The organism is Nonomuraea sp. bgisy101, from assembly GCF_057708945.1.
This window is the reverse complement of sequence record NZ_JBYITD010000020.1, coordinates 189,739-216,646: the sequence shown is the minus strand read 5'-3', so window position 1 is coordinate 216,646 and position 26,908 is coordinate 189,739. Positions and strand designations below refer to the sequence as shown.

Below are 26,908 nucleotides of genomic sequence, written 5' to 3'. Positions count from 1 at the left end.
GAGCGCGCGTCTCCTGGGCCGCGCCCACGCAGGAGGTGTGCTGATGGCACTGCCTTCCTACGAGCCGATGCTCGCCAAGCCCGGATCGCTGCCGGTCGCCGGCGAGTGGGCCTACGAGATGAAGTGGGACGGGGTCAGGGCCCTGGCCTACGTCGAGGACAGGGCGGTCCGCCTCATCTCGCGCAACCACAAGGACATCACCGTCGCCTACACCGAACTGCTCATGCTGGGCGGCGCTGTGGGCGGCCACGACGTGGTCCTCGACGGCGAGATCGTCGCCTTCGACGCCTCGGGCAGGCCCTCGTTCGGCGCCCTGCAGCCGCGGATGCACCAGCGCAACCCCGTGAAGATCGCCGAGCTGGTCAGGTCGGTGCCGGTGACGTTCATGCTGTTCGACCTGCTGCACATCGACGCGGTGAGCGCGGCCGGCCTGCCGTACACGGACAGGAGACTGCTACTGGAGGAGACGGTCACGCCGGGGGCGCGCTGGCAGGTACCCGTGTGGTTCCGCGGGGCGGGCACGGAGGCGGTGGAGGCGAGCAAGTCGCTCGGCCTCGAAGGCGTGGTGGCCAAGCGGCTCGGTTCGCCCTACCGGCCGGGGCAGCGCTCGGCCGACTGGACCAAGGTGAAGAACTTCAAGAACCAGGAGGTCATCATCTGCGGCTGGAAGCCCGGCGAAGGAAGGAGGGCCGGGATGATCGGCTCCCTGCTGCTGGGTGTGCACGACGAGAGCGGCCGGCTGGTCTTCGCGGGGCACGTGGGGACCGGATTCACCGATCGCGCGCTGGCCGACTTGGGCGCGCGGCTGCGACCGTTGGAGAGGCCGGATCCATCGGTGCTCGGGGTGCCGCCCGAGCACGCGCGCGGCGCGCACTGGGTGGAGCCGGTCATGGTCGGGGAGGTCCGCTACGCCGAGTGGACGGCGGACGGGCGCATCAGGCACCCCTCGTGGCGCGGGCTGCGGGAGGACAAGGGGCCGGAGGACGTGCGGATCTCTCAGGCCTCGTGAAGGATCGGCCAGACCTCGACCTGGTCGGCGGGCAGCTCGGCGGCGAGTTCGAGGGCCCGCTCCTCGCTGTCGACGTCGAGGAGGTACCAGCTGGCCAGGTACTCCTTGGACTCCAGGTAGGGGCCGTCGGTGACGACGGGCGCGCCCGTGGTCGTCCTGACCATCTTGGCCTGGGCCGCGTCGGCCACGCCGTACGCGCCGAGCAGCTCGCCGGTCCGCCTGTGCTTGTCGACGAAGGCGTCGAAGGCGTCGATCGTCGACTGCCACTCCTCCTTGGGGACCGACTCCCACAGCTCCTTGTTGCCGTAGATGATCATCATGTACTTCATGACGGACACCATACTGAGGGCGTGAACGGCTTCGGCGAGCTCCTCGACGAGCACAGGCGCGAGCTGCGATCGCCACGAACGCCTGCCTCGACTTCCTCAGGGCGCACCCACGCGAGCCGCGACCGCGTGAGGCGCCCCACGGCCGACGCGCTCGACATCGCCGTGCCGACGGTGAAGAGCGCGCTGCAGCGGGCCCGCCCCGTGCTGAGGGAGCACCTGCCGGCCGAGCGCGGCGAGTGGTCGGCCGAGCCGTCGGCCGCGGACCTGGCCGGGCGCCGCCGACCCCTCCACCGGGCGGCCCATGACCTCCGACACCCTCGTCCACAGCACCTCCACCGGCAAGGGCGTCACGGCGACCGTCGTCAACGTCCTCGTCGACCGCGGGGTCCTGTCCTATGACACGCCGATCGCCGAGGTGTGGCCCGAGTTCGGCGCCCACGGCAAGCAGGCGGCGACCGTACGGCACGCGCTCACCCACTCCACCGGCGTGCCGGGCGTGCCCGCGGGCACCACGCCGGAGGACCTGTGCGACGGGGTCGGGATGTGCGCCGGTATCGCCGCCGCCAAGCCGTGGTGGGAGCCGGGCAACGCGGGCGGCACGTTCTCCGCGCGCGCGATCGCCCGCATGTACGCCGCGCTCATGGACGGGCTGGTCTCGGACACCGTTCTGCGGGGGATCACCTCGGTGGCGGTCGACGGCATGGACGAGGTGATCGGTGTGCCGGTGACGCGATCCTCGGTTATTCGATCAAAATGATGACCCAGACGCTGAATTCGGCCACTATGTTCGGATGGGACGGTAGCGGGGGCACGATCGCGTTCGCCGACACCGCCAGCCGTACCGCCTACGCCCTGACCAAGAACCGCCACTCGGCCGGTGACTTCAGCACGGCCGACCTCGTCTTCAACAGGTGAACATGGACAGCATCCGGATCGTCGGCGCCCGCGAGCACAACCTCAAGGACGTCTCCCTCACCATCCCGAAGAACCAGATCACGGTGTTCACCGGGGTCTCGGGTTCCGGCAAGTCGTCCATCGTCTTCGACACCATCGCGGTCGAGGCCCAGCGGCAGCTCAACAGCACCTACTCCTGGTTCATCCGCAACCAGATGCCGAAGTACGAGCGGCCCCACGCCGACGTGATCGACAACCTGACCACGCCGGTGATCGTCGACCAGAAACCCATCGGCGGCAACGCCCGCTCCACGGTCGGCACGATCACCGACGTGTACGGCATGATCAGGGCGATGTTCGCCAGGGCCGGCGGCCGCCACGTCTCGGCCTACTCCTTCAACGACCCGCAGGGCATGTGCCCGTCGTGCGACGGCATCGGCAGGACCATCAGGGCCGACGTCTCGCTCATGCTCGACCCGGCCAAGTCGCTGGAGGAGGGCGCGATCCTGCTGCCCGGCTACAAGGTCGGCGGCCTCGAGTGGCAGATGTACGGCAAGCACCCCGAGCTCGACGTGACCAAGAAGCTCGCCGACTACACCGCCGAGGAGATGCGGACGCTCCTCCACGGCGACGGCGTCAAGATCGAGCTGACCATGAAGAACGGCACGTTCAGCGCCGAGTACGAGGGCCTGGTCGACCGCTTCACCAGGCGTGGCGTCACCCGCGACCTCAGCACGCTGAGCGAGCGGACCCGCGAGCAGGTGCAGCGCTTCCTCACCGAGGGCACCTGCCCCGACTGCGCGGGCGACCGGCTCAACGCCGCGGCGCTGGAGACCCGCATCGAGGGGCGCAACATCGCCGACTGGGCCCGCATGCAGGTCACCGACCTCATCGAGGTGCTGGACGGCCTCGAGGGCGCCGCCGCTGCGGGGGCGAAGGAGGCCCTGCAGCGGGTCGCCGACATCGGCCTCGGCTACCTCTCGCTCGACCGCGCGACCACGTCCCTGTCGGGTGGCGAGGGCCAGCGGCTGAAGATGGTCAGGCACCTGGGCTCGGCGCTCACCGGCATGACCTACATCTTCGACGAGCCCAGCGTCGGCCTGCACCCCCGCGACGTCGGCCGCCTGAACGACCTGCTCAGGGCGCTGCGTGACAAGGGCAACACGGTCCTGGTCGTCGAGCACGACCCCGACGTGATCACCATCGCCGACCACATCGTGGACGTCGGCCCACGCGCGGGCGTCCACGGCGGCGAGATCGTCTTCACCGGCACGGTCGCCGAGCTGCGCGAGGCCGAGACCCTCACAGGACGCGGCCTGCGCCGCTCCACCCAGGTCAAGCAGTCCGTACGGCAGGCCGCCGGATCCATGCCGATCAGGGACGCGAGCCTGCACAACCTGAAGAAGGTCTCGGTGGACATCCCCACGGGAGTCCTCACCGCGATCACCGGAGTGGCGGGCTCAGGCAAGAGCTCGCTGATCTCCGGCGAGTTCATGGCCGCCTACCCCTCCGCCATCTTCGTCGACCAGTCGGCGATCGCCGCGTCCTCCCGCTCCACCCCCGCCACCTTCCTCGACCTCATGGACCCCATCCGCAAGCTCTTCGCCAAGGCCAACGGGGTCGCGCCGGGACTGTTCAGCTTCAACTCCACCGGCGCGTGCGAGGAGTGCCAGGGACGCGGGGTGATCATCACCGAGGTCGCGTACATGGATCCGGTCACCACCCACTGCGAGAGCTGCGAGGGCCGCCGCTTCAAGCAGTCGGTCCTCTCCCACACGGTTCGCGGCAAGTCGATCGCCGACGTGCTCGACCAGCCCGCGGAGGAGGCCGTCACGTTCTTCACCGAGCCCGCGCTGAAGTCCAAGCTGAACTCGCTGATCGACGTCGGCCTGGACTACCTGACGCTGGGACAGCCGCTGAGCAGCCTCTCGGGCGGCGAGCGCCAGCGGCTCAAGCTCGCTCTCCAGCTCAACCGGACGAGCAGCGTGTACGTCCTGGACGAGCCGACGACCGGGCTGCACATGTCCGACGTCGACACGCTGCTGGCGTTGATGGACCGGCTGGTGGACGCGGGCAACACGGTCGTGGTCATCGAGCACAACCTCGACGTCGTCCAGCACGCCGACTGGGTCGTGGACCTCGGTCCCGACGGCGGCAAGAACGGCGGCGAGGTCGTCTTCACCGGCACCCCGGCCGAGCTGCTGGCCTCCTCGGAGTCACTGACCGGCGAGTACCTGCGCCGCTACCGCACCTGACGTCTTCCCTGCGCTCCTCCTTCGCCGGGCGTCCCTGGTGTCCCTCGGACATCCCCGGGCGCCCGGCGGGCGCGTCCTGGGTGTCCGCGGGGCATCCCGTACGGGGGGCGCCGGGAGGACCGCCCGGCCCTGGCTGGGCCGTTCGGGTCAGCGCCGGATCAGGCCGCGTTCTACCGCGGCGGCGACGGCCGCGGTGCGGGTGTCGACGCCGAGCTTGCCGTACACGTGGACCAGGTGGGTCTTGACGGTCGCCTCAGTGATGAACAGCGCCCTGGCGATCTCCTTGTTGCCCACGCCCTTGGCCAGCAGCTCGAGAATCTCGATCTCCCTGGTGGTGAGGGCCGGGCCGGGGTCGCGCATGCGGCGCATCATCCGCGTCGCGACCTTCGGCGACAGCACGGTCTCGCCCCTGGCCGCCGCCTTGATCGCCTGGAAGAGCTCGTCGGGAGGGCAGGCCTTGAGCACGTAACCGGTCGCGCCGGCGTCGATGGCCCTGACGATGTCCGCGTCGGTCTCGTAGGTGGTCAGCACGAGCACCTGCGGAGCGTGCGGGAGCGCGCGAACGAGCCGCGTGGTCTCCACCCCGTCGGGGCCCTCGCCGAGCTGCAGGTCCATCAGCACGACGTCGGGCTGCCTGAGCGCGATCCCCCTGACCGCGTCCTGCGACGTGCCCGCCTCTCCGACGATCTCCATGTCGGGCTCGCCGCCGACCAGCGCCGCGATCCCCGCCCGCACCACGGGATGGTCGTCGACCAGGAAGAGCTTCACGACGGAATCCTCGCAGCGACGGCCGTGCCTTCGCCCGGCACGCTCTCCACCACCAGGCTGCCGCCGACCTCCGCCAGCCTGTCCCGCATGCCGCGCAGGCCGTACCCGCGCCCTGGGCCGGGGACGGCCTGGTCGAAGCCGACTCCGTCGTCGAACACGTCGAGCGTGACCTCGCCTTCCAGATACGACAGCGTGACGACCACCCTGTCGGCGTGGGCGTGCTCGCGCGCGTTGGCGAGCGCCCCCTGCGCCACCCTCAGCAGGACGGCCTGCGTCTTCGGATCGAGAGGGTACTCCGCCCCCTCCTGGCGGAAGTCGTCGCTGATCGCCTTGAGCGCGTCGGGCAGCGACCGCCCGGCCAGGTCGGCGGGCCCGAGGTCCCTGACGAAGCGCCGCGCCTCCTCCAGGTTGTCGCCCGCCTGGGCCATGGCCTGGCGGAGGTAGGAGCGGGCCCGCCCCGGATCGCTCTCCCAGGCCCTGTCGGCGGCCTGCAACAGCATGCGCTGGCTGGTCAGACCCTGGGCGATCGTGTCGTGGATCTCCCTGCTGAGCCGTTCTCTCTCCTCCAGGATGCCCGCGCGACGCAGCTCCCAGAAGATGACCACGGTCATCGCCGCGACCGCGACCGGCGCGAGCACCTGGCTCGGGTCGAAGCTGTCGGCCAGGTAGATCTGGGCGACGATCACGGCGACGGTCAGCACGGTCGCGGCCACGATCGTCAGCGGCGGGGACAGCAGGCGCAGGCAGACGAAGAACAGCGGGATCGCGCACCACGAGAAGGACGGCGCGAGCTCGACCAGCACGAGCCACAACAGGAGCACCACGACCAGCCACGCGAGCCGCCCACGATGACCCAGCCGGCGCCAGAACACCACGCCCGCCGCGTAGACGACGCCGAGACCGGCGGCAAGGCTCACGTTGCGGATGCTTTCCTGGTTGAGCCCGTGCCTGAACAGCAGCCTGGACGCCGAGGCGGCGAGCAGCAGGAAGAATCCCACGTGCATGGCCCTGTTCAGCCAGACGCGCTCCACCACTCCTCCTGTCCTCGCATCAACCCTTCGGTTGACGTACGGCTCAGCCGTTTTCTTCCCCGAGTTCCACCGGCCGTGCGACGACCTCCCGCTTCAGGAGAGGCAGGCTCACGGTATGGACCCGGTCACGCAGCCCAGCCGCAGGATCATCCTGGCCGCGGCGCTCCAGCTCGGCCTGGCCGCCTGCGCGACCCAGGACCCTTCACCCAGGACCACCGGCCCCGGAGCCCGTCCGTCACCGGCGCGACCTGGCATGAAAGGATCAACTGTGTTCAACGGACAACTGCTCACAGCCGCCGCCTCAGGGGACGCCGCCGCCGTCAGGGAGGCCGTCACCGAGGGCGCCGACCTGGAGGCGCGCGACAGCCAGCGGCGCACCGCCCTGCTCCTGGCCAGCGCCGCCGACCACGTGGAGGTCGCCGAGATCCTGGTCGCCGCGGGCGCCGACCCGAACGCCCTCGACGCCCAGCACGACACCCCGTGGCTGGTCACCGGCGTGACGGGCAGCGTGGCCATGATGCGCGCCCTCCTGCCCGCCCACCCCGACCTGACGATCAGGAACCGCTACGGCGGGATCTCCCTCATCCCCGCCTGCGAGCGGGGCCACGTCGACTACGTGCGCGAGGTGCTCAAGACGGGGATCGCCGTCGACCACGTCAACGACCTGGGGTGGACGGGGCTGCTGGAGGCGGTCATCCTCGGCGACGGGAGCCGGCCGTACCAGGAGATCGTCAGGTTGCTGCTCGCCGCGGGCGCCGACCCCGACCTGGCCGACGCGAACGGGGTGACCGCGCTGCGGCACGCGGAGGAGAAGGGTCAGCGGGAGGTCGCCGAGATCCTCCGTCGCGCCTGAGCCGCCCCATGAGCCCCGCGACAGGCGCCGACCCACCGCCACCCTGCTCGCAGGCCCGTCAGCCACCCTGCTCGCGGGCCCGTCAGCCACCCTGCTCGCGGGCCATCGGCCACCCTGCTCGCAGGCCCGTCAGCCACCCTGTTCGAGGCCGTCGGCCGCCCGCGCGTGGCGGGCTCTCATGAGGCCGTCAGGCGCGCAGCCGTACCTCTCCGACGGGGTGGCCACCGCCGAGCAGCGGCGTGACGGCAAGCGCGTCGAACTCGGGCGCGTCGAGCCCGAGCGCCCGCAGCGCGGCCACGGTCACGGAGACGCGGGCTCGCGACGACCCGTCCTCGATCTTGACGGTCCCCGCGCGGCCGTCGGCGAAGGCGAAGGCGTCGAACCCCTCGGCGCCCACCTTCACCATCAGCCCGGGCACCGCCCGCATCAGCGCGGCCTCGGGCCGGGTGGTACCCGACGTCCACTCTGGGTGGGCGGTCACCGCCTCGTAGACGCGCCGCTCGGGCGAGCCCTGCTCCCCCAGCGGGAACGCCCTGAACGCGCGCGTCACCCCGACCATCGAGACGAAGAACAGCGGCGCGCCGCAGCCGTCCACGCCGGTGGCGGCCACCCGCTCGCCCGTCAGCTCCTCGACGGTCTCCCTGATCGCCCGCTGCAACGGGTGCGTGGGCTCCAGGTAGGTCTCCAGCGGCCAGTCGTTGACGACGCAGGTCGCGAGCATCGCCGAGTGCTTGCCCGAGCAGTTCATGAAGATCCGCGCCTTGGTGGGCACGGACCTGTCCTCCGGATAGTCCTCAGGGCAGAGCAGGGCGCTCTCGTCCAGTCCCACACCGGCGAGGATCTTCCTGGCTCCGTCGACGTGGTACGGCTCGCCCGAATGGGAGGCACAGGCCAGCGCGAGCAGCTCGCCGTCCAGGTCTAGCCCGCTGCGCAGCATGCCGAGCGCCTGCAGTGGCTTCATCGAGGAACGCGGCGAGGCCAGCGCGTCGACGGGACCGTGCGCGCGGACCGGCGTTCCGTCGGCGGACACCGCCAGCATCCGGGCCTGGTGCGTGGACTCCACGAACCCGGAACGGACAACCTCCACAACAAGCGACATTTCCCCTCCCTTTCGCCGATGAGTCTAGCCGTGGCCGCACTCCGTGACCGACGCCTCGCACCCCCGAAGAACCGGCCCCAGGCGGCATCCCGTTCCCGCACGACCGAACCCTCCAAGACCGGAGAAGTCTCCCGGAGACAACGACGACCTCCACCCCGAACCAGGACACGACCCGGGACACCGGCGACCGTCACCTTGGGCAAGGAGACGACCTGCCCCGCCGGCGACCGTCGAGGCGGAAACCGGAGCCGACGGAGCCGTCGACCGCTGCCCCCGGATCCTGGCACACCGCTCCCGAAAACCGGAGACGCCCTTGGGACGGCGGCGACCTCGCCCCCGAGACCGGAAGCTGCCTGGAGACGACAGCGGCCGCCACCCCGAGACCGGAGACCATCCCGGAGACGGCAGCGGCCGCCACCCCGAAACCACCCGCGGACGGCGGTAACCGCCACTCTCCATATCGGCGACCACCCAGGGGACGACGGCGACCTCCACCCCGAAAGTGGCGGCGGCCACCTCCGGGATGACCCCACCTCGAAACCACCGCGGACGGCGGTAACCGCCACTCCCGAAATCGGCGACCACCCAGGGGACGACGGCGACCTCCACCCCGAAAATGGCGGCCACCACCGGGATGATCCCACCCCGAAAGTGGCGGCCACCACCGGGATGACGCCACCCCGAAACCAGGGACCGCCCCCGAAGACGACGGCGACCGCCACATCCGCGACCAGAGATCACCCGTGGGTCGACGGCGAGCGCCGCGCCCGAGTCGGTGCTGCCCCGAAGCGATGGCGACCGTCACCTGGGGGCCGTGAGGTGGGACAGAATGGGGTGTCATGCGAGCAGTCGTGCAGCGGGTCAGCCACGCCTCCGTCGTCGTCGAAGGCCAGACGGTCGGCACGATCGACGAGCCGGGCCTGATGGTCCTGGTGGGCGTCACCCACACCGACACCCCCGCCGAGGCACGCAAGCTGGCCGCCAAGCTGTGGGGCCTGCGCATCCTCGACGGTGAGAAGTCCTGCTCCGACGTCGGCGCCCCGCTGCTGGTCATCAGCCAGTTCACCCTCTACGGCGACACGCGCAAGGGCCGGCGCCCCACCTGGCAGGCCGCCGCGCCGGGCCCGGTCGCCGAGCCGCTGGTCCAGGCGGTGATCGACGAGCTCAGGTCGCTCGGCGCTCATGTCGAGACCGGTAGCTTCGGCGCCGACATGAAGGTCTCCCTCCTCAACGACGGCCCGATCACCCTGGTCATCGACCTGTGAAACGGTAGTGCTAGCCCCACCCCTTTCCGGGGTAGTCCGCCCATTCCCCGCCCCGCGCCGGCCTCTCTACGGTTGACGCATGACCATCTGGCATCGGATCCGCGCCCATTGGGGAGCGGCGACTTGGCTGCGCACGCTTCACGTGGCGATGGGCCTGCTCACCGGGCTCCTCACAGCCGGCGCGATCGTCGCCCTGCTGGCCGCCGCGGTGCTGCTGGTCTGGACCGTGGTCGTGCCCGTGGTCGCGGTCGCCGCGCTGTTCTGGCTGATCCCGCACTTCACCGCCCTGCAGCGCGCCCGCTTCGCCGCCTATCTGGACCTGCGGATTCCGCCCCTCCCGCCGTCGCCGCCCGTCCGCAACCCGGTCAAGTGGCTGATCGGCCAGGCGAAGGCGCTCAGCACCTGGCGGCAGATCGCCTACCACCTGCTGTGCTCGCTGCTCAACGGCCTCGGGTCGGGCGCGCTGCTCATCACGTGGGGCGGCACCGTCGGCATGGCCGTCCTGTCGATCCGCACCCTCGACTTCTCGCCCTACAAAGGCTTGGGCCTGCTGTTCGCGGTGATCGCCCTCGGGCTGTTCTTCGCCGGGCCGCTGGTGGCGAGGGCCTTCACCTGGGTGGACGTGATCGCGGGCGAGGCACTGCTCGGCCCGAGCATCAGTGACGAGCTCGCCCAGCGGGTGGAGACCCTGCAGGAGAGCCGCGCCGAGGTGATCGACGCCGCCGACGCCGAGCGCCGCCGCATCGAGCGTGACCTTCACGACGGCACCCAGCAGCGCCTGGTCTGGCTCGCCATGAACCTCGGCATGGCCCGCGCCACCCTCACCGACCTGCCCGAACCCGCGATCCAGGTGATCGCCCAGGCTCACGAGGAGGCCAAGCAGGCGTTGAAGGAGCTGCGCGACCTCGTGCGCGGCCTCCACCCCGCCGTCCTCACCGACGAGGGCCTCGACGCGGCCCTGTCCGGGCTCGCGGCCCGCGCTCCCCTCCCTGTACGGCTCAGCGTCGATGTCAAGGACCGGGCCTCGCCCACGATCGAGGCCGTGGCGTTCTTCGTCGTCTCGGAGGCGCTCGCCAACATCGCCAAGCACGCCGAGGCGGCCAACGCGTCGATCACGGTGACCCGCAAGGGCGAGCTGTTGCGGCTCGCCGTACATGATGACGGGAAAGGCGGGGCCGCGCCGGAGCGCGGCACGGGCCTGCGCGGGCTGGCCCAGCGGGTCGGCTCGGTGGACGGCAGGCTGCGCATCGACAGCCCTGCGGGCGGGCCGACGACGATCGAAGTGGAGCTTCCATGCGAGTAGTGCTGGCCGAGGACTCCGTCCTGCTGAGAGAGGGCCTGACGTGGGTGCTCGGCTCTGCGGGCATGGAGGTGGTGGCGGCGGTGGCCGACGCCGAGGAGCTGCTGCGCGCCGTCGAGCAGCACAAACCGGACCTGGTCATCACCGACGTGCGGATGCCCCCTTCGCACAAGGACGAGGGGCTGCGCGCGGCGCTCGTCCTGCGCCGCCAGCGGCCAGGACTGCCGATCGTGGTGCTGTCGCAGTACGTGGAGGAGCGCTACGCGAGCCAGCTCCTGTCCACCGAGACCACCGGGGTCGGCTACCTGCTCAAGGACAGGGTGGCCGACGTCGCCGAGTTCGTCGACGCGCTGCGAAGGGTGGCGGCGGGCGGCACCGCGCTCGACCCTGAGGTCGTCGCCCAGCTGCTGCTGCGCGGCCGTAGTGACCCGCTCGACCAGCTCACCCGCAGGGAACGCGAGGTGCTCTCGCTCATCGCGGAGGGCCGTTCCAACAACGGCATCGCCGAGGCCCTGGTCGTCTCGGAGGGCGCGGTCGGCAAGCACATCAACAACATCTTCGCCAAGCTCGGCCTGTCCGGCGCCGACGACAAGGATCACCGGCGGGTGCTCGCCGTGCTGCGGTTCCTGAAGGTCTGAAAGGAGCTCGACCATGCGCAGGCTGTGGCTCATCGGGGGTGGGGCGTTCGCCTTCATCTCGATCGTTGGCATGGGGATGGGATTCGGCTTCGGGGTCGACCCACCCGACGAGGCGGCGGACACCTCCCTGGTCTCCACCACCACGAAGGAGATCACCCAGAGCGTCTACAGGATCACCACACCCGAGGTGTACGTGGACGTGGCCGGCGAGGTCGACATCAGGGTCGTTCCCGGCCAGAGCAGCAATCTGACGATCAGGCGTGAGTCCACCTGGGCCGAAGGGTCCCGCGAACAGAGCGAGTCATGGAACGGCCGCTGGCTTCGCGCCACCTTCGTCTGCGCCACGAAAGGCTGTGGCGCGAGCTACACCCTCGCGGTCCCCAACGGCACAAGGGTGCTCCTGACCGGCCGTCCACGAACGCTCACCTGCCCACGCGGGATGTGCGACGGGATATAGACACCCGCGAACCGCCGAACCACCGCACGCCTGACTGGCCCGCCGGCCGTACCGCGCGAGAGCCTCGAACGGACGCGACGGCTCCCCGGCCGACCAGCGGACGCCACACCCCCGGGACGAACAGCAGACGCGGCGACTCCCGAGACGTCACCAGAAGCGGGCAGACCCCGACAAGCAATGACGCCCGGCCGCCCAGGACGGTCGGTAGAACGCGCGGACCCCCCGAGACCGCCACCAAACAGAAGAAGCGGCCACGCCCCCGACAACCAACGAACGCCCGGCCACCCACGACGGTCGGTAGGACACGCGGACCCCGGGAATCGCCGCCAAACAAAGCGGGCAGGCCCCGACAACCAACGAACGCCCGGCCGTCCGGGACCGTCGGTCGGACGCGCGGACCCCCAGGACCGTCACCAGACAGAAGCGGCCACGCCCCCACAGCCAGCCCAGGACGGCCGGTAGAACGCGCGGACCCCGGAACCGGGCAGGCACCGGGCGGCCAGCGGGCGCGGAACCTCCCGAGACGCCGGTAGACGTGGGGACGCCTGCCCCAGACGGGCAGCCGACGCGGCGGCGCCCCGGATCGATACCGGGCCCAGGAACTCTCGGGAACCGTCAGCGGATGCGGCGGCGCAGGGCCGGGTCGATGGCGACGTTGCGACCCGCGTCCGGGGGCACGATGACCTCCTGACCGGCGGCGACGCCACCGGCCAGCAGTTGCGCGTCGACCGGCACCGTCCGCTTGACCAGTGCGAGCGCGATCGGGCCCAGCTCGTGGTGGCGGGCCGACGATCCGACGAAGCCCACCTCCTGCCCGTCGAGCACCACGGGTGCGTTGTGCGGAGGCAGGGTGTCGACGCTGCCGTCGAGGTGCAGGAACACCAGGCGGCGCGGCGGGTGCCCCAGGTTGTGGACGCGGGCGACCGTCTCCTGCCCGCGGTAGCAGCCCTTGCTGAGGTGAACGGCCTCGCCGATCCAGCCCACCTCGTGAGGGATCGTCTTGTGGTCGGTGTCGAGCCCGAGCCGCGGCCGGTGCCCCTCGATGCGCAGCGCCTCGTAGGCCCACAGCCCGGCCAGCGGCTTGCCCAGATGGTCGGCGAGCTCGGCGCGCGGCACGAGGACGTCTCCGTCGGCGCTCGACAGGACAGCCAAGTTCTCCACGAGCGACACCTCGACCCTCAGCATGAACCGCATGCGGTCGAGATAGTCGATCAACGCGGCCGCCGCCCCCGGCTCCACATGCGCCAGGACGGCCTCGCCGTCGTCGATCAGCGTCAGGTGGTGCTCCACCCTGCCCTGCAGGTCGAGGACCAACGTCTGGGTCCACACGCCCGGCTGCAGGTTGTCGAGCTTCTGCGAGGTGAGGTCGTTGAGCCATTTGAGCCGGTCGACTCCGGCGATCCGCACGATCTCACGGTTGCTGCGGTCGACGACCGCCTCGCCCTTCAGCAGCGCGCGCTGCTCGGCGAACAGGTCACCGTAGTGGGCGGCGACGTCGGCGTCGGGGGCCTCGGCCGCCACGGCGCCGGGGAGATCAAGCAGAGGGCTACGCATGTCGTCAGGCTACCCGGCAGTTACGGCACCGGCCGAAGACGGTCAGGTGCCGGACATCGGTCTCGAAGCCCATCTCGTCATCCAGGCCCTTGACCAGCCCGTCGGCCAGCTCCAGGCGTACCTCGCTCACCTCGCCGCAGTCGCGGCACACCAGGTGGACGTGGTTGGCCTCGGTCGCCAGGTGATAGGTGGGCGCGCCGTGGTTGAGATGGGTGTGGGTGACCATGCCGAGCTCTTCGAGCAGCTCCAGCGTGCGGTAGACGGTGGAGATGTTGACCCCACGAGCCGTCTGCTGCACCTTCGCGCAGATCTCCTCAGGTGTGCCGTGTCCCAGCGTCTTGACCGCCTCGAGGACCAGTTGCCGTTGCGGAGTCACGCGATAGCCCTTGGCGCGGAGCTCCTCGTGCCATGCGGTCTCGGTCATGACTCGAGTCTACGGCCGACCAATAATCGCTTGCCCGTTACCGAACCCTCCACATAGCTTGAAGGCACGCGGAAAGGAGGTGGTCCAAGAAATGGTGATTCATAGTTGGGCTAGCGAGGTGGCTGTCCGCTAGCAGCGGAACCATCCGGACCGAGTCTGGGGGTCTCACGCCGCAGAGGCGAATTTGAGGCAGCCACCGGGGCTCCGAGCAGCTGGAAGGCAGGGGGTTCGCCCCTGTCTGTGGTCCATCCAGCCCGCTTGTACCAAGCGGAGCAAGCTCGGGGCCCTTTCCCATTTCCTGAAAGAACCTGCCCCCTCTTGAGAGCTGCCCCTTCCTGGGGACCCGCTTGAGAGCTGCCCTTTCCTGGGGACCCGCTTGAGAGCTGCCCTTTCCTGGGGACCCGCCCTCTTCCTGGGGACCCGCCCTTCCGGGGGACTCGTCTCTTCCTAAGAACCCGTCCCTTGCAGGCCCATCCTTCTTCGTGACGGCTAAGCCTTTCTTGACGGCACGGCCGTTTCCGTCGCTCAGCGGTCCGTCCGCGGCGAGCACGCACAGTCCCGGGACACGTGGCCATTCCTCGGCGCGTCACCATCCCGCGACCCCTTTGACGCGCCTCCCGTCCCGGACGCGTTTCCGGCCTTCAGACGCGCGGCTGTCTCCGAGGGCATGACCGCTCTCCTGAGCTTGACCGCTCTCCAGACGCACCATCGGCCCCTGACGCAGGAGGTCGAGGTGCCGTGCTCTCGGAGGGCACGACGGAGTGACGTGCCGTGCTCGCAGGGCGGGCCTGGTGGGAGCACGGCGTGCCGTACTGGAACGTGGGACGTCAGTGTTCGCCGCGCGGCGGGACGCCGAGCTTGGCGCAGGCCTCGTTGTAGAGGCGGACGACCGCGAGCCGTACCTGGGGACGTTCGGTCAGTGTCTCGCCCCACGGCACGCGCACCCGCTCGCCCCCGTCGATCGTGAACTCGATCGCCTCGGCGTCCACGTCGCTGGTCGTCGCGGACGTCGCGTCGGGACGTCCGCCGAGCGCGCGCACGATCAGCAGGCCGTCGTCGGCGTGGTCGTCGTTCATGTGACGCTTGATCGCCTCGACGACGTCCGGCGTGAATGGGCTGCTCATGCCACCTTCTTCAGCTCTGCGGACATGTGGGAGGTCATCGGGACACCCTCGGCGGCCATGTCGTAGGCCCACATGAGGTTGCCGTTGACCAGGCCGTACAGGCGGTGACCTGCGGAGTACTCCTTCGCGGTGCCGGTTCGGGCGACCACGTCCGTGCGGAGTTCGATCTTGTGGAACACCACCTCGCCGATGTAGATCTCCACGATGCCCGTCGGATGGGCGAGCAGGACCTCGAGCTGGCGGTCGGGCTGCTGACGCCAGTAGCCGGTCTCGGTGGCCAGCGGGCGGACCTTCGCGCCCGACTCGTCCAGCAGCCAGGCGCGGCTGACGTAGGTCAGGAACGGCTTGCCGTTGTGGCCGAACTCGATCTCCTGGCCGAAGTTGAAGCTGTCGATCGTCGGGTAGCCGCCGACGCCCGCGCCCTCCCACCTGCCGAGTAGCCAGGCGATCGGCTCGAGGTCGGGATGCACTTCAGGTTCTTCCATGTCAAGCAAGCCTAGGCCGTCCTGGCCCTTCCCTGACGGGGACCACACCCTTGGCTGGGTAGTTCGATTCGTGTGGAACGCCTGCCGTTCGGGAAGAACGGCCGGATGCGGACGTCCGGCGCAGATCGGTCTAGGCTGACGAACATGGCACGATCATTGGTCATCAAGGTGACCGCGGGAGCCGACGCCCCCGAGCGATGCAACCAGGCCTTCACGGTCGCGGCCGCCGCACTGGCCAGCGGCGTCCAGGTCTCGCTGTGGCTGACGGGCGAGGCGTCGTGGTTCGCCCTCCCCGGCAAGGCCAAGGAGTTCAGCCTGCCGCACGCCGCTCCTCTGGAGGACCTGCTCGACGCCGTGCTCGCCGCGGGCCGCGTCACGGTCTGCACCCAGTGCGCGGCCAGGCGCGAGATCACCGTCGACGACCTCATCGAGGGCGTGCGGATCGCGGGAGCGCCCGCGTTCGTCGAGGAGGCAGTCGCCGAGGGCGCCCAGGCCCTCGTCTACTGATCTCTCACACAACCGACGATCTTACGGCGCCGCCGCCGTCAGGCTTCCGAACGGCGGCGGCAGGTGTCAGCGGGACATGACCGCGTCGAGCCGCTCCTTGCGCAGCCGGTCGTACCAGGAGTCGTCGATGGGCGAGAGCGTGGTGCCCGTCGCCCAGCCGAGCAGCAGGTCGGCCAGCGCCGGGTTGCGGGCGAGCGCAGGCCCGTGCAGGTAGGTGCCGACGACGTGCCCGGCGAAGCAGCCCTCGAACCCGTCGCCGTTGCCGATCCCGGCCAGCGTCCGCGACAGCGGCTTGACGCCAGGGCCCAGGTGGGTGACCCCCATGTGGTTCTCGAACCCGGTCAGCGTCGGCAGGTTGAGCGAGGTGTCGACCTCGGCCACCAGCTCGCCCACGGCGCGGGCGGGCCCGCGCGAGCTGGCGATGTCGAGCAGGCCGATGCCGTCGACGGGCTGGCCCTCCTCGCCGCCGAACGTGCTGCCCATGATCTGGTAGCCGGCGCAGACCGCCAGCATGGCCGCGCCGCGGGCGATCGCCCGGTGGAGGCCGCCGTCCTTGCGCAGTCTCTGGGCCGCGAGGATCTGCGGCCTGTCCTCGCCGCCGCCGATGAGGTAGATGTCGCCGCTCTCGGGGACGGGGTCGGAGGAGCGGACGTGGACCGTCTCGACCTCGATGCCCCTCTTGCGGGCCCGCTGCTCCAGGACGAGCACGTTGCCCTGGTCACCGTACGTGCTGAGCAGGTCGGGGTAGATCCAGACCAGGCGCAGGGTGCTGTCAGACGGCACGGCCGAACTCCGATCGGATCTGCTGGAAGGCGGTGTAGTTGGCGATCACGTCGAGCCGTCCTGGCGGGATCGCGTTGAACGCCTCGGTGAAGCTGCCGCACAGCTGGAACGGCACCTCGGCGACGTCGAGCCTGAGCGCCAGGTCGAGGCGGCGTTCGCCGGTGATGTAGACGGGACGGCCGCGCAGGATGCGGTAGTCGACGTCCCACAGCCAGGAGGTGTCACGCCCGTCGGGGCCCTGCGCGTTGACCGACAGGATGATCGGCAGCGAGGGATCGGAGACGTCGAACGCCTCCAGCCAGCCCGCGGGGTTCTTCGACAGCAGCAGCCGCGCCGCCCTGCCGTCACGCTGGACGGTCGTGTAGCGGCCCGCGACCGAGGTCACCTCGCGCAGCCTGGGCAGCGCGGACTGCACGTGCAGCCCGAACGCCTCGGCCACCGCCAGAGCCATCGCGCCGTTGGACCGGTTGGCGAGGCCGGGCAACTGCAGGTCGAGCACCCAGCGGTCGCCGCGGGGGTCGATCACCGCGTCGTCGTCGAGCACCCAGTGAGGCTCGGGCCGGTGGAAGGTGCACTCGCGGCACGCCCAGTCGGCGCCCTTCCTGTCGAGCGGGCCTCCGCACTCGGGGCAGCTCCAGGAGTCTTCCTTCCAGCGCTGCCCGCCCGCGACCCAGGTGACCTTGGCGGCCGTGGAGGCGCCCCAGGTGACCAGCGGGTCGTCGCAGTTGGCGATCACGTGGGTGGGCTTGCCTGAGAGCGCCCTGCGCCATTTCTGGGCCAGCAGCCAGATCTCGGCCGCACGGTCCATCTGGTCGCGGCTGAGGTTCATCAGGCAGACGACGCTCGCGCCGGTGGTCTCGAGCACCTCGGGGAGGTACTTCTCGTCCACTTCGAGCACGCCGTACGGCGCGGCCTTGTTGGCCGACAGCGCGGAGACGTGACCGGCGGGCATGTTGGCGCCGAACGCGTTGGTGGCCACCTCGCCCAGCTCGGTCAGTGCCGCGGTGATGAGGCGGGTGGTGGTCGTCTTGCCGTTGGTCGCGCTGACGAGCGCGAGCTTGCGGTCCCTGGCCAGCTGCTTGAGCAGGTCGGGCTCCAGTACCAGGCCGACGCGCCCGCCGATCACGGACCCGTCACCACGCCCGGTGACCCTCGACAAGGTGGCGGCGGTGCGCCCCAGGGCACTCGCGAGCTGGGCCCGCAGCGGAAGCTGGGTCATGCTGACCGATCCTAGTCGAACCGCGTCGGCCGTCACCTCTCGATCACGACGCTGTCGCCCTTTCGCCCGGGGGTTCGAGCGGCACCCGCGGGAACGCCGGGCACCGCTCGATGCCACCGGATGCGGCTAGGAGACGTCGGGAAAGGCGATCTCGGCCGGGCCGTCGCCGTCGAAGGGGAGGACGAAGCGGCGCGGCCACGACAGCACGCCCTCCAGCCAGCCGGCGCCCATCGTCTGCCCCACGTGCCTGATCCTCGCCGAGGGGTCGACTCCGACGGCGACGGTCCCGATGTCCCGCTCCACGCCCGCGTTCTCGTCGTCGCCGAGGATGACCCGCCAGGCCAGGGCCCTGTTGTGGTCCATCTCCATCGACAGCGGGTGGTGCCGCAGCGCCTTGGCCCGATGTCCGAGCAGCTCGCCGGCCGAGGCCCCGCTGAACAGCGCGTACTCCATCGGCGGCGCGGGGCTGCGCAGGTCGGGCGCGGGCCTGCCGTACGGGAAGAGCCTCTCGACCTCGTGCAGCCAGCGCACCTGGGGAATGACCCACGAGGGTCCCGGCCGCTCGCCTCCTGGTTCGACCGCGCCGAGCAGTCGTCCCGCGCTCTCGGCCGCCTTCTCGGTCAGCAGGGCGGGGTCGAACCAGCTGCGCAGCGACCACGCGCGCCGGTTGACGGCCCGTTCGATCAGCGTCGCCAGCAGGCATTCCCTGCGCCGCGCCGGCAGCTCGTTCCAGGTCCCCGCCAGGTGGCGCGGCACTCCGGGCAGCGGCCTGTTGCTGACGTGGGCGAGGACGACCGTGTCGCTCCAGATCCGCAACCACGCCCATTCGGGCGCGTCGGCGAGCAGATCGGCCTCCCGCAGCTCGACCAGCGTGCAGGCCTGCCCGGTACGGCACTGCGTCCCGCACGCCGCGGACCTGCGTCCCCTGATGGGTGGCGGCGGCCCCGCGACGGCGTGCTCCCTGCTCTCGCCGAGCGGCACCTGGATGCGCAGCGGCCTGTCCATCCCGTCGGCGAAGACGGCGGCGACGCCCGGCCGCAGGGAGACGACCTGGCGTGACTGCTCGTCGTTGAGGTTCATCGCCGCGCCGACCAGGGCCCTGTCGTCGGCGGCGGGAAGCCGGTGGACGACCTTCAGCGCCGTGTTCTTCACCACGTCGGGGATGAGCTTGGTGGGGATCTGCTCGGCCACGACGAGGCCTGAGCCGTAGGCCCTGATCTCGGCCAGCATGCCCGCCAGCAGTTCGACCGCGTGGGTGGACGCCCTTCCCGCGCCCCTGTCGCGCAGCAGCCGGTGCGCCTCCTCGATCACGATCACATGCCGGAGATTTCCGGCTTTCTCGTGGCGGGCTCGCATCCGGAGGTGTTCGACGATCCTGATGATCAGCGTCCCCATGAGGAACGCCTTGTCCTCGTCGTTGGCCACGTCCTCGATGGCCAGCACGACGTTGCGCTGGAGGAGCCCGCCGATGTCGGCGGGGTGCCCGCCCTCGAAGAACCGGCCGGCCGAGCCCACGCGCAGCGACCGCAGCCGCAGCGAGATGAATCCCTCGACGTCGGCCTGGACCTCCCGCCCGTAGCCGATCTCCTGGATGACGTGCATGGCGTGCTGCTGGAGCTGCTCCAGCGTCGGCACCGACGGCGGCACCTTGGACCCGGGTACGGCGCCGCCGGTGACGACGTCCCAGCCGTTGGCCTCGTAGACGCGCTGCAGGGCCATGGACATGATCTGCGGGAACGGCTCCTCGGCGTCGAAGGCGGCCATGAACAGCGCCCGCACCATGTCGATGTGCGCCTGCACGGGGTAGCCGGGCTCGGGTTCGAGCGGGTTCACGCTGAACGGCACCGTGTCGGGGGCCGACGGGTTGATCACCGTCACCGGCTCGGCGACGCGCCCCGCCATGGCGGCGTACTCGGACTTGGCGGGTTCGATGGCCAGCCAGGGGATCTTGACCGCGCTGAGCCGTTCGAGCAGGTGTCGTACGGTCTGCGACTTTCCCGAGCCCGTCGCGCCGGTGACGAAGGCGTGCCTGTTGAGCGTGGCGAGCGGCACCCCGAACGAGCCCACGGCCCTGTCCTGCCCGTCGAGGATGGCTCCGAGGTCGAGCTCGCCCGCGGTCTCAGAGGTCACGTCGAAGTATCCGGCGTCGAGCACGCGCACCCCTGGCACCTCCCGCCTGGGCAGCCCGGCGAGCGCGGCCAGCGTCCCCGCCGTCGCCGCGAACGGCACGGCCGCGCCGTCGCCTGTGTCCTGCATGCTCGCCGCGAGCGCCTCCCGCAGCGTGCACGCGGCGGGCAGGGCGCTGCGCAGCCGGTAGGGATGGTGCCCCAGCTCCACCGAGCCGACCAGCACGGGGGCGATCTGCCGCAGGTCCTCGGGGGTCGCCGCGCCCGCCAGCACCCTGACGTTCCACAGCCCCGCCTCGCGGAACGCGTCGAGCTCCTGCATGCGCCGCTCGGCGCGCTCGACGTCGAACCTGGAGCGCTCGGAGGCCTCGCCGTACTGCCTGAGCACGTTGAGCTGGGTGCGCAGGTGGGCGACCTCGGTGTCGAGCAGGCCGGTGGGCTCGGCGACCACCAGCCAGGCGAACGGCCGCGTCATCAGTGTGACCAGCGTCGACTCGAACAGCGTGGGCTCGGAGGGGCCGGCCTCCCGCCTGTTGCCCAGCGGCGGCGCCTGCCGGCCCGGGCACGGCACCCACACCAGGTCTGCGAGGTCGGCCAGGTAGTCCTCCGCCAGCCGCTCGCCGCGCGCCCCTCCCGGGAACAGCAGCGGCTCGACGGGATCGCGCGGCGTCAGCGGGCCCGCGTTGGTGATCAGTTCGAGCGGGGCCCCGCCTCCGCGCGACACCCAGCCGATCACGAAGGAGCTGTCACGCTGCGCGGCGGACAGGACAGCGGGCAGCACGGCGACGAAGTCGGACTCCGCCGAGGCGCAGCGCGCCGGCGCGGCGATGGACCGGATCCGATACCACGGACCACTCAGCACGTCGTTACCTCCAGGGATGGGAAACGTGTGCGTGGAACCGCCGAAGGGTTCCTTGGACGACAGAGGCGGAGGAGGGTCTACGGCACACGTTCCTCATAGGAAAGTCCGCCGATGATCAAGATGCCACCCCTGAATTGACCATCCCATCAGGTTCTCCCGAGGGGACCGTTGCCTTCAAGGCGACGGAGGAATCGGGAGCGGGAGGGCCGCCAAGGCCCGAGCGCGCCCTACCGGATGCGGCCACGAGGCGCACGCCGACGTGAACGCGGCCAAGAACGTTCTCAGGGCAGGGCTTGCCCTTCGCCAGGCTGCGGGAGCGGCTCGGCGAGAAGCCGCTCCCTTCAGGGAGCGGGGGAGTCACTATCCCTTCTTCCGCCAGTCGAGGCGTGGCGGGGGCGGACCGAGGTTCGGCGGCGGCTCGTCGGACTCGGCCGCCTGGTTCATGCCGAGCACCGCTTCGCGGACCTCTTCGAGCTCGCCCAGCGTCGTCTTGGGGAAGGTGAGGATCGCCGGGTTCGCGTCGGCCAGCCGTACCCGGCGGCCGTCGGCGGTGGCGTCGGTGACGATCACGGACGTCGTCGGCAGCTGCTGCAGCTGGTGCGGCTCGACGAGGAACTCGCGCGAGCGCTGCAGGACGCGCTCCTTCTCGCCGATCTTGTCGGCGGTCCTTCCCCACTCGGTGGACTCGGTGATGTCCTCCTTCAGGTCCGTACGGCTGTCGCCCCGCTCCTCCGCCCCCTCCTCCACCTGGTCGATGGTGGAGGTGTAGGGAGCGCCGTTGAGACCGGCCACGGACGCGCTGATCGTCTCGGTGAGCTGGGCCAGCTCCAGCCGGTGCTCGGTGCCGACGTGCTCGCTGGCCACGCGGGCGTCCTCGGCGTTGCCCAGACGCATGAACGCCACCGCGGCGTGCCCGCGCCCGAGCCGCTCGCGCACGGTCGGCGTCAGCGATCTGTAGGTCAGCACCAGCCCCGTCCGCGACGTCTCGCACGCGTCCATGAGCCGGTCGAGGACGTCGCCACGCAGCTTGTCGGCGCCCGCGACGATGATCGTGTGGTACCAGGGCCGGTCGGAGGCGGGCGACTGGCGCAGGATGTGGGTGAGCGCTGTGGCCACGTACGTGCCGAGCACGCGGTTGCCGAACACGCCCGCCTGCCGGTCCATGCTCACCACCCGCAGGCGGGCGGGCGGCAGCCGTACCGCCTCGGTGCCCAGGGTTTCGAGCTTGCGCAGCTGTGACTCCAGCGCCCACGCCCGCTCGATGACCACCCTGTCGCTGACCCCCCGCCCGAACATCGTGCCGATGCGTTCCAGCTGCTCGGCGGTGATGAGCCCGTACTTGAGGTCGTCACGCGGGTCACCCACCTGGGCCAGTGCCCGCAGCGCGGCCGTCACCTGGGCGATCGTCGCGTTCTCTCCGAGCACTTCGAGGACCCGCTCGAGGATCGCGTTGTCGAAGCTCAGATCGCGCGTCGTGCGGTGCTCCTCGCTCACGCTCACCACGTGCGCCAGCACGTCGGCGAACGCCTCGGGCTTCAGCGTCGCCCCCAGGTCGAGCTTGGGCAGGTCGACGGGCAGCACCCACACCAGCGGGTCGTCGCCGCCCCTGCGGGCCAGCTCGATCAGGTCCTTGGCGATCGCGCCCTCCGACAGGTCGAGCACGGTCAGGTGCCCGCCGCTGTAGAGGCGCGTCGCGCCCAGCAGCGTCACCAGCGCCGACCAGCCGGGCAGCGTGCCGCCCGCCACGTCGACGCGGTCGATCTCGTCGGGTACGGCGACCGCGTACCAGGTCAGCTGCCTGTCGTAGCGGTCCTTGAGCTCCTGCCAGCCGCGGTAGCGCTCGGCGTGCTCCTCCTGCGCCCTGAACAGCTCCTTGTCACGTTCCTGCCGGAGCCGGTCGTCCCTGGCCTGCTGCTCCTGCACCCTGTAGCGGACCGCCCTGTCGCCCTGGAGCACGGCGTAGCTGCAGATGCCCGCGACTCCACCCGCCGCCGCCAGGCCGATGATCGCGAACGACCAGTTGAGCGCCCCCGCGATCGCGGCGGCCAGGATGACGACGGCCAGCACCGCCATGAACGTTCGAAAGATCTTGACCGGGCGGTTGAGCAGGTCCTCCTGCATCCGCTCCCTGCGCACCAGCTCGGGATCCGGCTTGGACTCCCGCGCCTGCTCCACGACGGGTGAGGGACGTTTGGGCGGCGATCCCGGATCTGGGTGCAGCAGGACGTACTGCCAGCCCAGGTAGATGCGATCCGCCTGCAGCTGCGCCTGCTCGGGATGCACGTCCGCCACGTGACCCTCCGGCCGCCCTATCTCGTTAGTAGGGCCCAAGCCTACGAGTTCGACGGCCGGTTACGGCAGGGTTCCCGGCAATTCAACCAGCAGATGGGAGGATTGCGGCGGATGGTACAGACGTGACCTATTACCATCGTTGCCCATGACGGAACCCTCCTCCGAGGACAACAGGCCACAACGCCCGATCCTGGTGCCCGCGGTGGGTTTGGTCCTGGCCACCGGACTGGGCATCACCGCCCTCCTCGGCGGCCTGAACGAGGCTCCCGACCCGAATCCGCCCGCGCTCAAGGTCGCCACAGAGATCGACCAGGGCCAGTTCAAGACCCAGTTCGTGGAGAGCAGGGTGACCACCGTGCAGCCCGACACCTCCTTCGGCGACCCGAAGCGCTTTCTCGAGGTGGAGGCGACGGTGACGAACGAGGGTGAGGAGACCGCCCACGCCGGCTCGGCCTTCCAGTCCACGCTGCTGAAGATCACTCCGGAGATCAAGCCGAAGTACGGCGTGATCACGATCGTGCCGACGCAGAGCGGCCCGAGCGAGCAGCTGCAGCCCGGCGTCCCGACCAAGGTCCTGGTCCGCTACGAGCTGGAGCCGGGCGTCGAGCCACCGGACAAGGTCACATTCGACGTGGGCAAGCGCGAGTACCTGAAGGGCGAGTTCAGCCCCGCCAGAGGCTGGGTGACCTCCAGCGAGGAGAAGGACGACAAGCCGGTCCCCGTCGTGCTGGGCCAGATCACGCTCCCCGTGAAGCCGGAGGCCAGGTCATGACCGCCACCGACCAGCGCAGGTCGGCGCCGCCGCGCCAGAACCGCCGAGCCTCCCGCAAGGGCGGCTCCAAGGTCCTCAACGCCGTCGTGGGGCTGGCACTGGCGGGAGGCGCCATCGGCCTGCAGACCCTCATGCTCACCTCCGAGGAAATGGGCGCGCCGCTCACCTACACGGGCGCCGTCAAGGACGAGGTCAGCGCCGGCCGCTTCTCCGCCAGGGTCGACGCGATCTCCTCGGCCCGCGCCATCGACACCGGAGACAAGACGATCGAGGCGGGCAAGGACCAGATCTTCCTCGTGGTGCAGGCGGCGGCCACCGTGCCGAAAGAGCCGCTGCATCTGGAGCCCGCCGAACTGCTCACGGCCGACGGCAAGCGCTTCGCGGCCACGGACCGGCTCGACAAGTCGAAGACCCTGTCCAACCCGTGGATCCAGCCTGGCTGGTGGGCGTCGGGCGTGTACGCGTTCGAGGTGCCCGCCTCCGTCCTTCCGGGCGCGAGGGCGGTGTTCTCCATTCCCACGAGCATCCTCTACGGCGAGCCGTACATGCCGGAGGTCGAGGTGGATCTCGGGCTGGACGACGCGGCGGCCCAGCGGCTGTTCACCGCGCCGAAGGACGTCTACCAGCTGGGGGACAAGCGATGACCGACTGGTTCTCCCCCTCCTCGGGGCAGCAGCGCCCGCAGCCCCAGCGACCGCAGCGTCCGCAGCCCCAGCAACCGCCCCACCTTCCGCAGCACAGACCCGTGCATCCTGACCACCAGGTGTGGCCGCCCGTACCGCCGGGGCGCGAGCCCGCGGGAAGCTCGACGCAGCCGCTGCCCGCCGTGCCCAGTGCCGGCCCGCTGCCGCCTCGGCCGTCCCAGCCCCCGGCGCAGCCGCCCGCGCAGCCTTCCGGGGCCTCGGGGCCTCCCGCGGAGCCTCCAGCCGCCGCGGCCGGCGCGCAGCCGCCCAAACGCCCCCGCCTGCTGCTGCAGGGCGTCGGCGCGATCGTGGCGCTCGCGGTGGCCGTCGGCGTGCCCACCTACGACCGCTTCCTGCTGTTCAAGGGCGGCCAGCCCGACGACAGGATCCACGCGGTCCCGGCCGGTCAGCACATCACGTTCGAGCACGTCACGTGGAAGGTGTCCTACGGGACCATGCAGCCGCCCGCGGGCTCCAAGCACAACACGCCCGACAAGCAGTGGCTCAAGATCGACATCACCAGGAAGGCCGTCGACAAGGACGGAGCGCAGCTGACCGGCCAGCCGGACGTTCGGCTCAAGGACCGTGCGGGCAGGGCCTGGCAGCTGGAGACGCTGGAGGACAAGGCGCCGATCGACCATGTCGTCGGTGAGAGCTACGTGACGACCAAGGTCGCCGTCGTGCCCTCCGCCGTGGCCAAGGAGGTGGAGCTGGAGCTGCGCCCCAGCTCCTACCGCTCGGACACGCCGACCAAGGACCTGCTGAAGTCCACGGGCGACGACAACCTGGACATCCTGCGGTTCAGTCGCTGATGGACTGACCGCTGAGCCTGGCCCTGGTGGCCGCGATGTCGAACGTCGCGGCCAGCAGGCACATCGTCAGCGTGGTCACCAGCAGGTTCTTGACGAAGGCGACCGGCTCACTGATGACCAGCCACCAGTAGGGCGTCTCCGAGCCGATCAGCGTGTGGACGCCCCTGTCGGCGAAGTCGGCTCCCAGACGCAGGGCCACGTACAGCAGGCACATGAGGCCGAAGAGCGGTGCGCCGCCCTTGACGGCGAGCCTGAAGGTGTTGACCAGGGGCACCCAGCGCTCCATGAAGCTGCCCGTCACACGGTTGAACGAGCGCTGGGTGACATCGTGCGACTGCTCGAGCCTGTCGACGCCTTCTTCCAGGCGCCGCACGCCGCGCACCGCCGAGCGGGTGTCCTCGCTGAAGGCGCCGAAGACCAGGATGGCGATGGTCAGCCAGGCGAGCGGCACGATCAGGGCGTCCACCAGGTAGGGCATGATCTCGCCGACCGTGCCCCAGAAGCCCTCCCAGCCGGGCACGTTGTCCTTGGCCTGCTTCCACAGCTCGCCCGAGCCTGCGACGACCTGCCGGTGCCCCACCCAGTCCGCGCGCAACGAGGCGATGGTCAGGGTGGCGTTCAGGCCGAAGAAGAACAGCGCGAACTCCGACAGCGCCGATGCCACGCCCGCGGCCTTGCCCTCGCCGCGCTCGACCATGCGGTTGAAGAACCACTTGAGTCCCAGCGCCACGATCATCGAGGCCAGCGACACGCGCCAGTCGAGGTCGGCGAGCGCCGTGCCCGCCGTGGTCTCGGCCTCCTTGCCCTCCGCCACGGCGGTCAGGATCGGTTTGTAGAAGTTGTCGTCGAGATTGTGCAGCCAGTCGACCTGGTTGAAGTCCTGGGCGTCACGCAGGACGAAGTTCCACGTCAGATAGATGGCCGCGAAGGCGGGAGCGATCCGGTCGAGGGCGGCCCAGAACCGTTCGGGCTCTCCTCCGCGGGCGGCGGTCTCCCAGAGCGCGCCGCGCAGGCTGTACAGCATGCCCGCGGTGGTCACCATGGCGAGCATGACGACGAGCGTCATCACCGCGACGGTCGCGACCAGGCGGGCCTGGCGGTAGTCGCCGTGGGAGATCTCGGTGCCCAGGTAGAGCAGGCCGAATCTGGCGGCCTCCCCCACGGAGAACCACATGATCAAGGGCAGCGCGCATGTGCCCGCAAGGCGTAGCGCGTGCAGGGGCAACGAGAACGGCGACGGCATCCGCTGGGCCGGCGTGGGCGCAGGTCGGGGTGGTGCCGCCACACCTGACGATCCTGACATCTGGTGAATCGTAGCGTCACAGGGTTAACGCCGGGAATGCGGCGCATGTAGTTGAGTGTTCAAT

26 protein-coding genes are annotated in these 26,908 nt (G+C 70.4%); 13 read left to right on the top strand and 13 right to left on the bottom strand.

Going from position 1 to position 26,908, the window contains the following annotated elements; genetic code table 11:
• Positions 1-43 precede the first annotated feature (43 nt).
• Positions 44-1,009: a non-homologous end-joining DNA ligase gene (ligD, locus tag AC3EO4_RS33600; protein WP_431899393.1), complete on the top strand. Its 966-nt coding sequence runs from the start codon at positions 44-46 to the stop codon at positions 1,007-1,009.
• Here ligD and AC3EO4_RS33595 read toward each other — a convergent pair.
• Positions 997-1,338: a YciI family protein gene (locus AC3EO4_RS33595; RefSeq protein ID WP_431899391.1), complete on the bottom strand. Its 342-nt coding sequence runs from the start codon at positions 1,336-1,338 to the stop codon at positions 997-999. The two genes, ligD and AC3EO4_RS33595, sit on opposite strands and share 13 nt — an antisense overlap.
• Before the next feature lie 301 nt (positions 1,339-1,639).
• On the opposite strand from AC3EO4_RS33595, the gene AC3EO4_RS33590 reads away from it, so the two are divergent.
• The 3 genes from AC3EO4_RS33590 to AC3EO4_RS33580 are packed head-to-tail and all read left to right on the top strand — an operon-like array spanning position 1,640 to position 4,487.
• Positions 1,640-2,095: a serine hydrolase domain-containing protein gene (locus AC3EO4_RS33590; protein WP_431899390.1), complete on the top strand. Its 456-nt coding sequence runs from the start codon at positions 1,640-1,642 to the stop codon at positions 2,093-2,095.
• Entirely contained in the window at positions 2,095-2,253 is a 159-nt protein-coding gene (locus AC3EO4_RS33585; RefSeq protein ID WP_431899388.1) for a hypothetical protein, read from the top strand. Before AC3EO4_RS33590 ends, AC3EO4_RS33585 begins: the two co-directional genes overlap by 1 nt.
• A 2-nt stretch (positions 2,254-2,255) precedes the next feature.
• Positions 2,256-4,487 (top strand): ATP-binding cassette domain-containing protein, encoded by a 2,232-nt coding sequence (locus tag AC3EO4_RS33580; RefSeq protein WP_431899387.1) that lies wholly within the window; start codon positions 2,256-2,258, stop codon positions 4,485-4,487.
• 147 nt (positions 4,488-4,634) lie between these two features.
• On the opposite strand, the gene AC3EO4_RS33575 is transcribed toward AC3EO4_RS33580, so the two are convergent.
• Positions 4,635-5,255 (bottom strand): response regulator, encoded by a 621-nt coding sequence (locus tag AC3EO4_RS33575; protein WP_379569354.1) that lies wholly within the window; start codon positions 5,253-5,255, stop codon positions 4,635-4,637.
• Positions 5,252-6,286 carry a sensor histidine kinase gene (locus AC3EO4_RS33570; protein WP_431899386.1) on the bottom strand — a complete coding sequence of 345 codons (1,035 nt, stop codon included), beginning with the start codon at positions 6,284-6,286 and terminating at the stop codon, positions 5,252-5,254. Before AC3EO4_RS33570 ends, AC3EO4_RS33575 begins: the two co-directional genes overlap by 4 nt.
• Positions 6,287-6,554: 268 nt before the next feature.
• Between AC3EO4_RS33570 and AC3EO4_RS33565 the strand changes: the two genes are divergently transcribed.
• Entirely contained in the window at positions 6,555-7,139 is a 585-nt protein-coding gene (locus tag AC3EO4_RS33565) for an ankyrin repeat domain-containing protein (protein ID WP_379569357.1), read from the top strand.
• 187 nt (positions 7,140-7,326) lie between these two features.
• Here the strand turns inward: AC3EO4_RS33565 and AC3EO4_RS33560 are convergent, their stop codons facing one another.
• Positions 7,327-8,238: an asparaginase gene (locus tag AC3EO4_RS33560; RefSeq protein ID WP_379569359.1), complete on the bottom strand. Its 912-nt coding sequence runs from the start codon at positions 8,236-8,238 to the stop codon at positions 7,327-7,329.
• Between the two features lie 839 nt (positions 8,239-9,077).
• Here AC3EO4_RS33560 and dtd point away from each other — a divergent pair.
• From dtd to AC3EO4_RS33540, 4 genes are all read left to right on the top strand, one after another.
• Positions 9,078-9,503, top strand: a complete 426-nt coding sequence (gene dtd / locus AC3EO4_RS33555) for a D-aminoacyl-tRNA deacylase (protein ID WP_431899383.1) — start codon at positions 9,078-9,080, stop codon at positions 9,501-9,503.
• A gap of 79 nt (positions 9,504-9,582) precedes the next feature.
• Complete coding sequence (locus tag AC3EO4_RS33550; protein ID WP_431899381.1) at positions 9,583-10,806, top strand: sensor histidine kinase; 1,224 nt, start codon at positions 9,583-9,585, stop codon at positions 10,804-10,806.
• On the top strand, positions 10,797-11,441 hold the full coding sequence (locus AC3EO4_RS33545) for a response regulator transcription factor (RefSeq protein WP_379569365.1): 645 nt from the start codon (positions 10,797-10,799) through the stop codon (positions 11,439-11,441). The genes AC3EO4_RS33550 and AC3EO4_RS33545 overlap by 10 nt, the downstream gene beginning before the upstream one ends.
• A 13-nt stretch (positions 11,442-11,454) precedes the next feature.
• Positions 11,455-11,898: a hypothetical protein gene (locus tag AC3EO4_RS33540; RefSeq protein WP_431899379.1), complete on the top strand. Its 444-nt coding sequence runs from the start codon at positions 11,455-11,457 to the stop codon at positions 11,896-11,898.
• Positions 11,899-12,513: 615 nt separating this feature from the next.
• Here the strand turns inward: AC3EO4_RS33540 and ygfZ are convergent.
• From ygfZ to AC3EO4_RS33520, 4 genes are all read right to left on the bottom strand, one after another.
• A complete protein-coding gene (gene ygfZ / locus AC3EO4_RS33535; protein ID WP_431899377.1) occupies positions 12,514-13,452 on the bottom strand; it encodes a CAF17-like 4Fe-4S cluster assembly/insertion protein YgfZ in 939 nt (312 codons plus the stop codon).
• 4 nt (positions 13,453-13,456) lie between these two features.
• Positions 13,457-13,876, bottom strand: coding sequence for a Fur family transcriptional regulator (locus AC3EO4_RS33530; protein WP_431899376.1), 420 nt, complete (start codon positions 13,874-13,876; stop codon positions 13,457-13,459).
• A gap of 827 nt (positions 13,877-14,703) precedes the next feature.
• Complete coding sequence (locus AC3EO4_RS33525) at positions 14,704-15,000, bottom strand: DUF2470 domain-containing protein (protein WP_379569373.1); 297 nt, start codon at positions 14,998-15,000, stop codon at positions 14,704-14,706.
• Positions 14,997-15,485 (bottom strand): heme-binding beta-barrel domain-containing protein, encoded by a 489-nt coding sequence (locus AC3EO4_RS33520; protein WP_379569375.1) that lies wholly within the window; start codon positions 15,483-15,485, stop codon positions 14,997-14,999. Before AC3EO4_RS33520 ends, AC3EO4_RS33525 begins: the two co-directional genes overlap by 4 nt.
• Positions 15,486-15,629: 144 nt before the next feature.
• Between AC3EO4_RS33520 and AC3EO4_RS33515 the strand changes: the two genes are divergently transcribed.
• Positions 15,630-15,992, top strand: a complete 363-nt coding sequence (locus AC3EO4_RS33515; RefSeq protein ID WP_431899374.1) for a DsrE family protein — start codon at positions 15,630-15,632, stop codon at positions 15,990-15,992.
• Between the two features lie 66 nt (positions 15,993-16,058).
• Here AC3EO4_RS33515 and AC3EO4_RS33510 read toward each other — a convergent pair whose 3' ends face one another.
• From AC3EO4_RS33510 to AC3EO4_RS33495, 4 genes are all read right to left on the bottom strand, one after another.
• The gene (locus AC3EO4_RS33510) at positions 16,059-16,775 is read right to left on the bottom strand and encodes a type 1 glutamine amidotransferase (RefSeq protein WP_379569379.1); all 717 of its coding nucleotides are present in this window, start codon (positions 16,773-16,775) and stop codon (positions 16,059-16,061) included.
• On the bottom strand, positions 16,765-17,994 hold the full coding sequence (locus AC3EO4_RS33505) for a MurT ligase domain-containing protein (RefSeq protein WP_379569381.1): 1,230 nt from the start codon (positions 17,992-17,994) through the stop codon (positions 16,765-16,767). Before AC3EO4_RS33505 ends, AC3EO4_RS33510 begins: the two co-directional genes overlap by 11 nt.
• A gap of 126 nt (positions 17,995-18,120) precedes the next feature.
• Positions 18,121-20,982: an ATP-binding protein gene (locus AC3EO4_RS33500; protein ID WP_431899372.1), complete on the bottom strand. Its 2,862-nt coding sequence runs from the start codon at positions 20,980-20,982 to the stop codon at positions 18,121-18,123.
• A 360-nt stretch (positions 20,983-21,342) separates the two neighbouring features.
• Positions 21,343-23,274 carry a hypothetical protein gene (locus tag AC3EO4_RS33495; RefSeq protein WP_379569385.1) on the bottom strand — a complete coding sequence of 644 codons (1,932 nt, stop codon included), beginning with the start codon at positions 23,272-23,274 and terminating at the stop codon, positions 21,343-21,345.
• Positions 23,275-23,419: 145 nt separating this feature from the next.
• Between AC3EO4_RS33495 and AC3EO4_RS33490 the strand changes: the two genes are divergently transcribed.
• From AC3EO4_RS33490 to AC3EO4_RS33480, 3 genes are all read left to right on the top strand, one after another.
• Complete coding sequence (locus AC3EO4_RS33490; protein WP_431899371.1) at positions 23,420-24,046, top strand: hypothetical protein; 627 nt, start codon at positions 23,420-23,422, stop codon at positions 24,044-24,046.
• On the top strand, positions 24,043-24,690 hold the full coding sequence (locus AC3EO4_RS33485) for a hypothetical protein (RefSeq protein ID WP_431899370.1): 648 nt from the start codon (positions 24,043-24,045) through the stop codon (positions 24,688-24,690). Before AC3EO4_RS33490 ends, AC3EO4_RS33485 begins: the two co-directional genes overlap by 4 nt.
• 101 nt (positions 24,691-24,791) lie before the next feature.
• Positions 24,792-25,541 (top strand): hypothetical protein, encoded by a 750-nt coding sequence (locus AC3EO4_RS33480; RefSeq protein ID WP_431899368.1) that lies wholly within the window; start codon positions 24,792-24,794, stop codon positions 25,539-25,541.
• Here AC3EO4_RS33480 and AC3EO4_RS33475 read toward each other — a convergent pair.
• A complete protein-coding gene (locus AC3EO4_RS33475) occupies positions 25,531-26,844 on the bottom strand; it encodes a hypothetical protein (RefSeq protein WP_431899367.1) in 1,314 nt (437 codons plus the stop codon). The two genes, AC3EO4_RS33480 and AC3EO4_RS33475, sit on opposite strands and share 11 nt — an antisense overlap.
• Positions 26,845-26,908 lie beyond the last annotated feature (64 nt).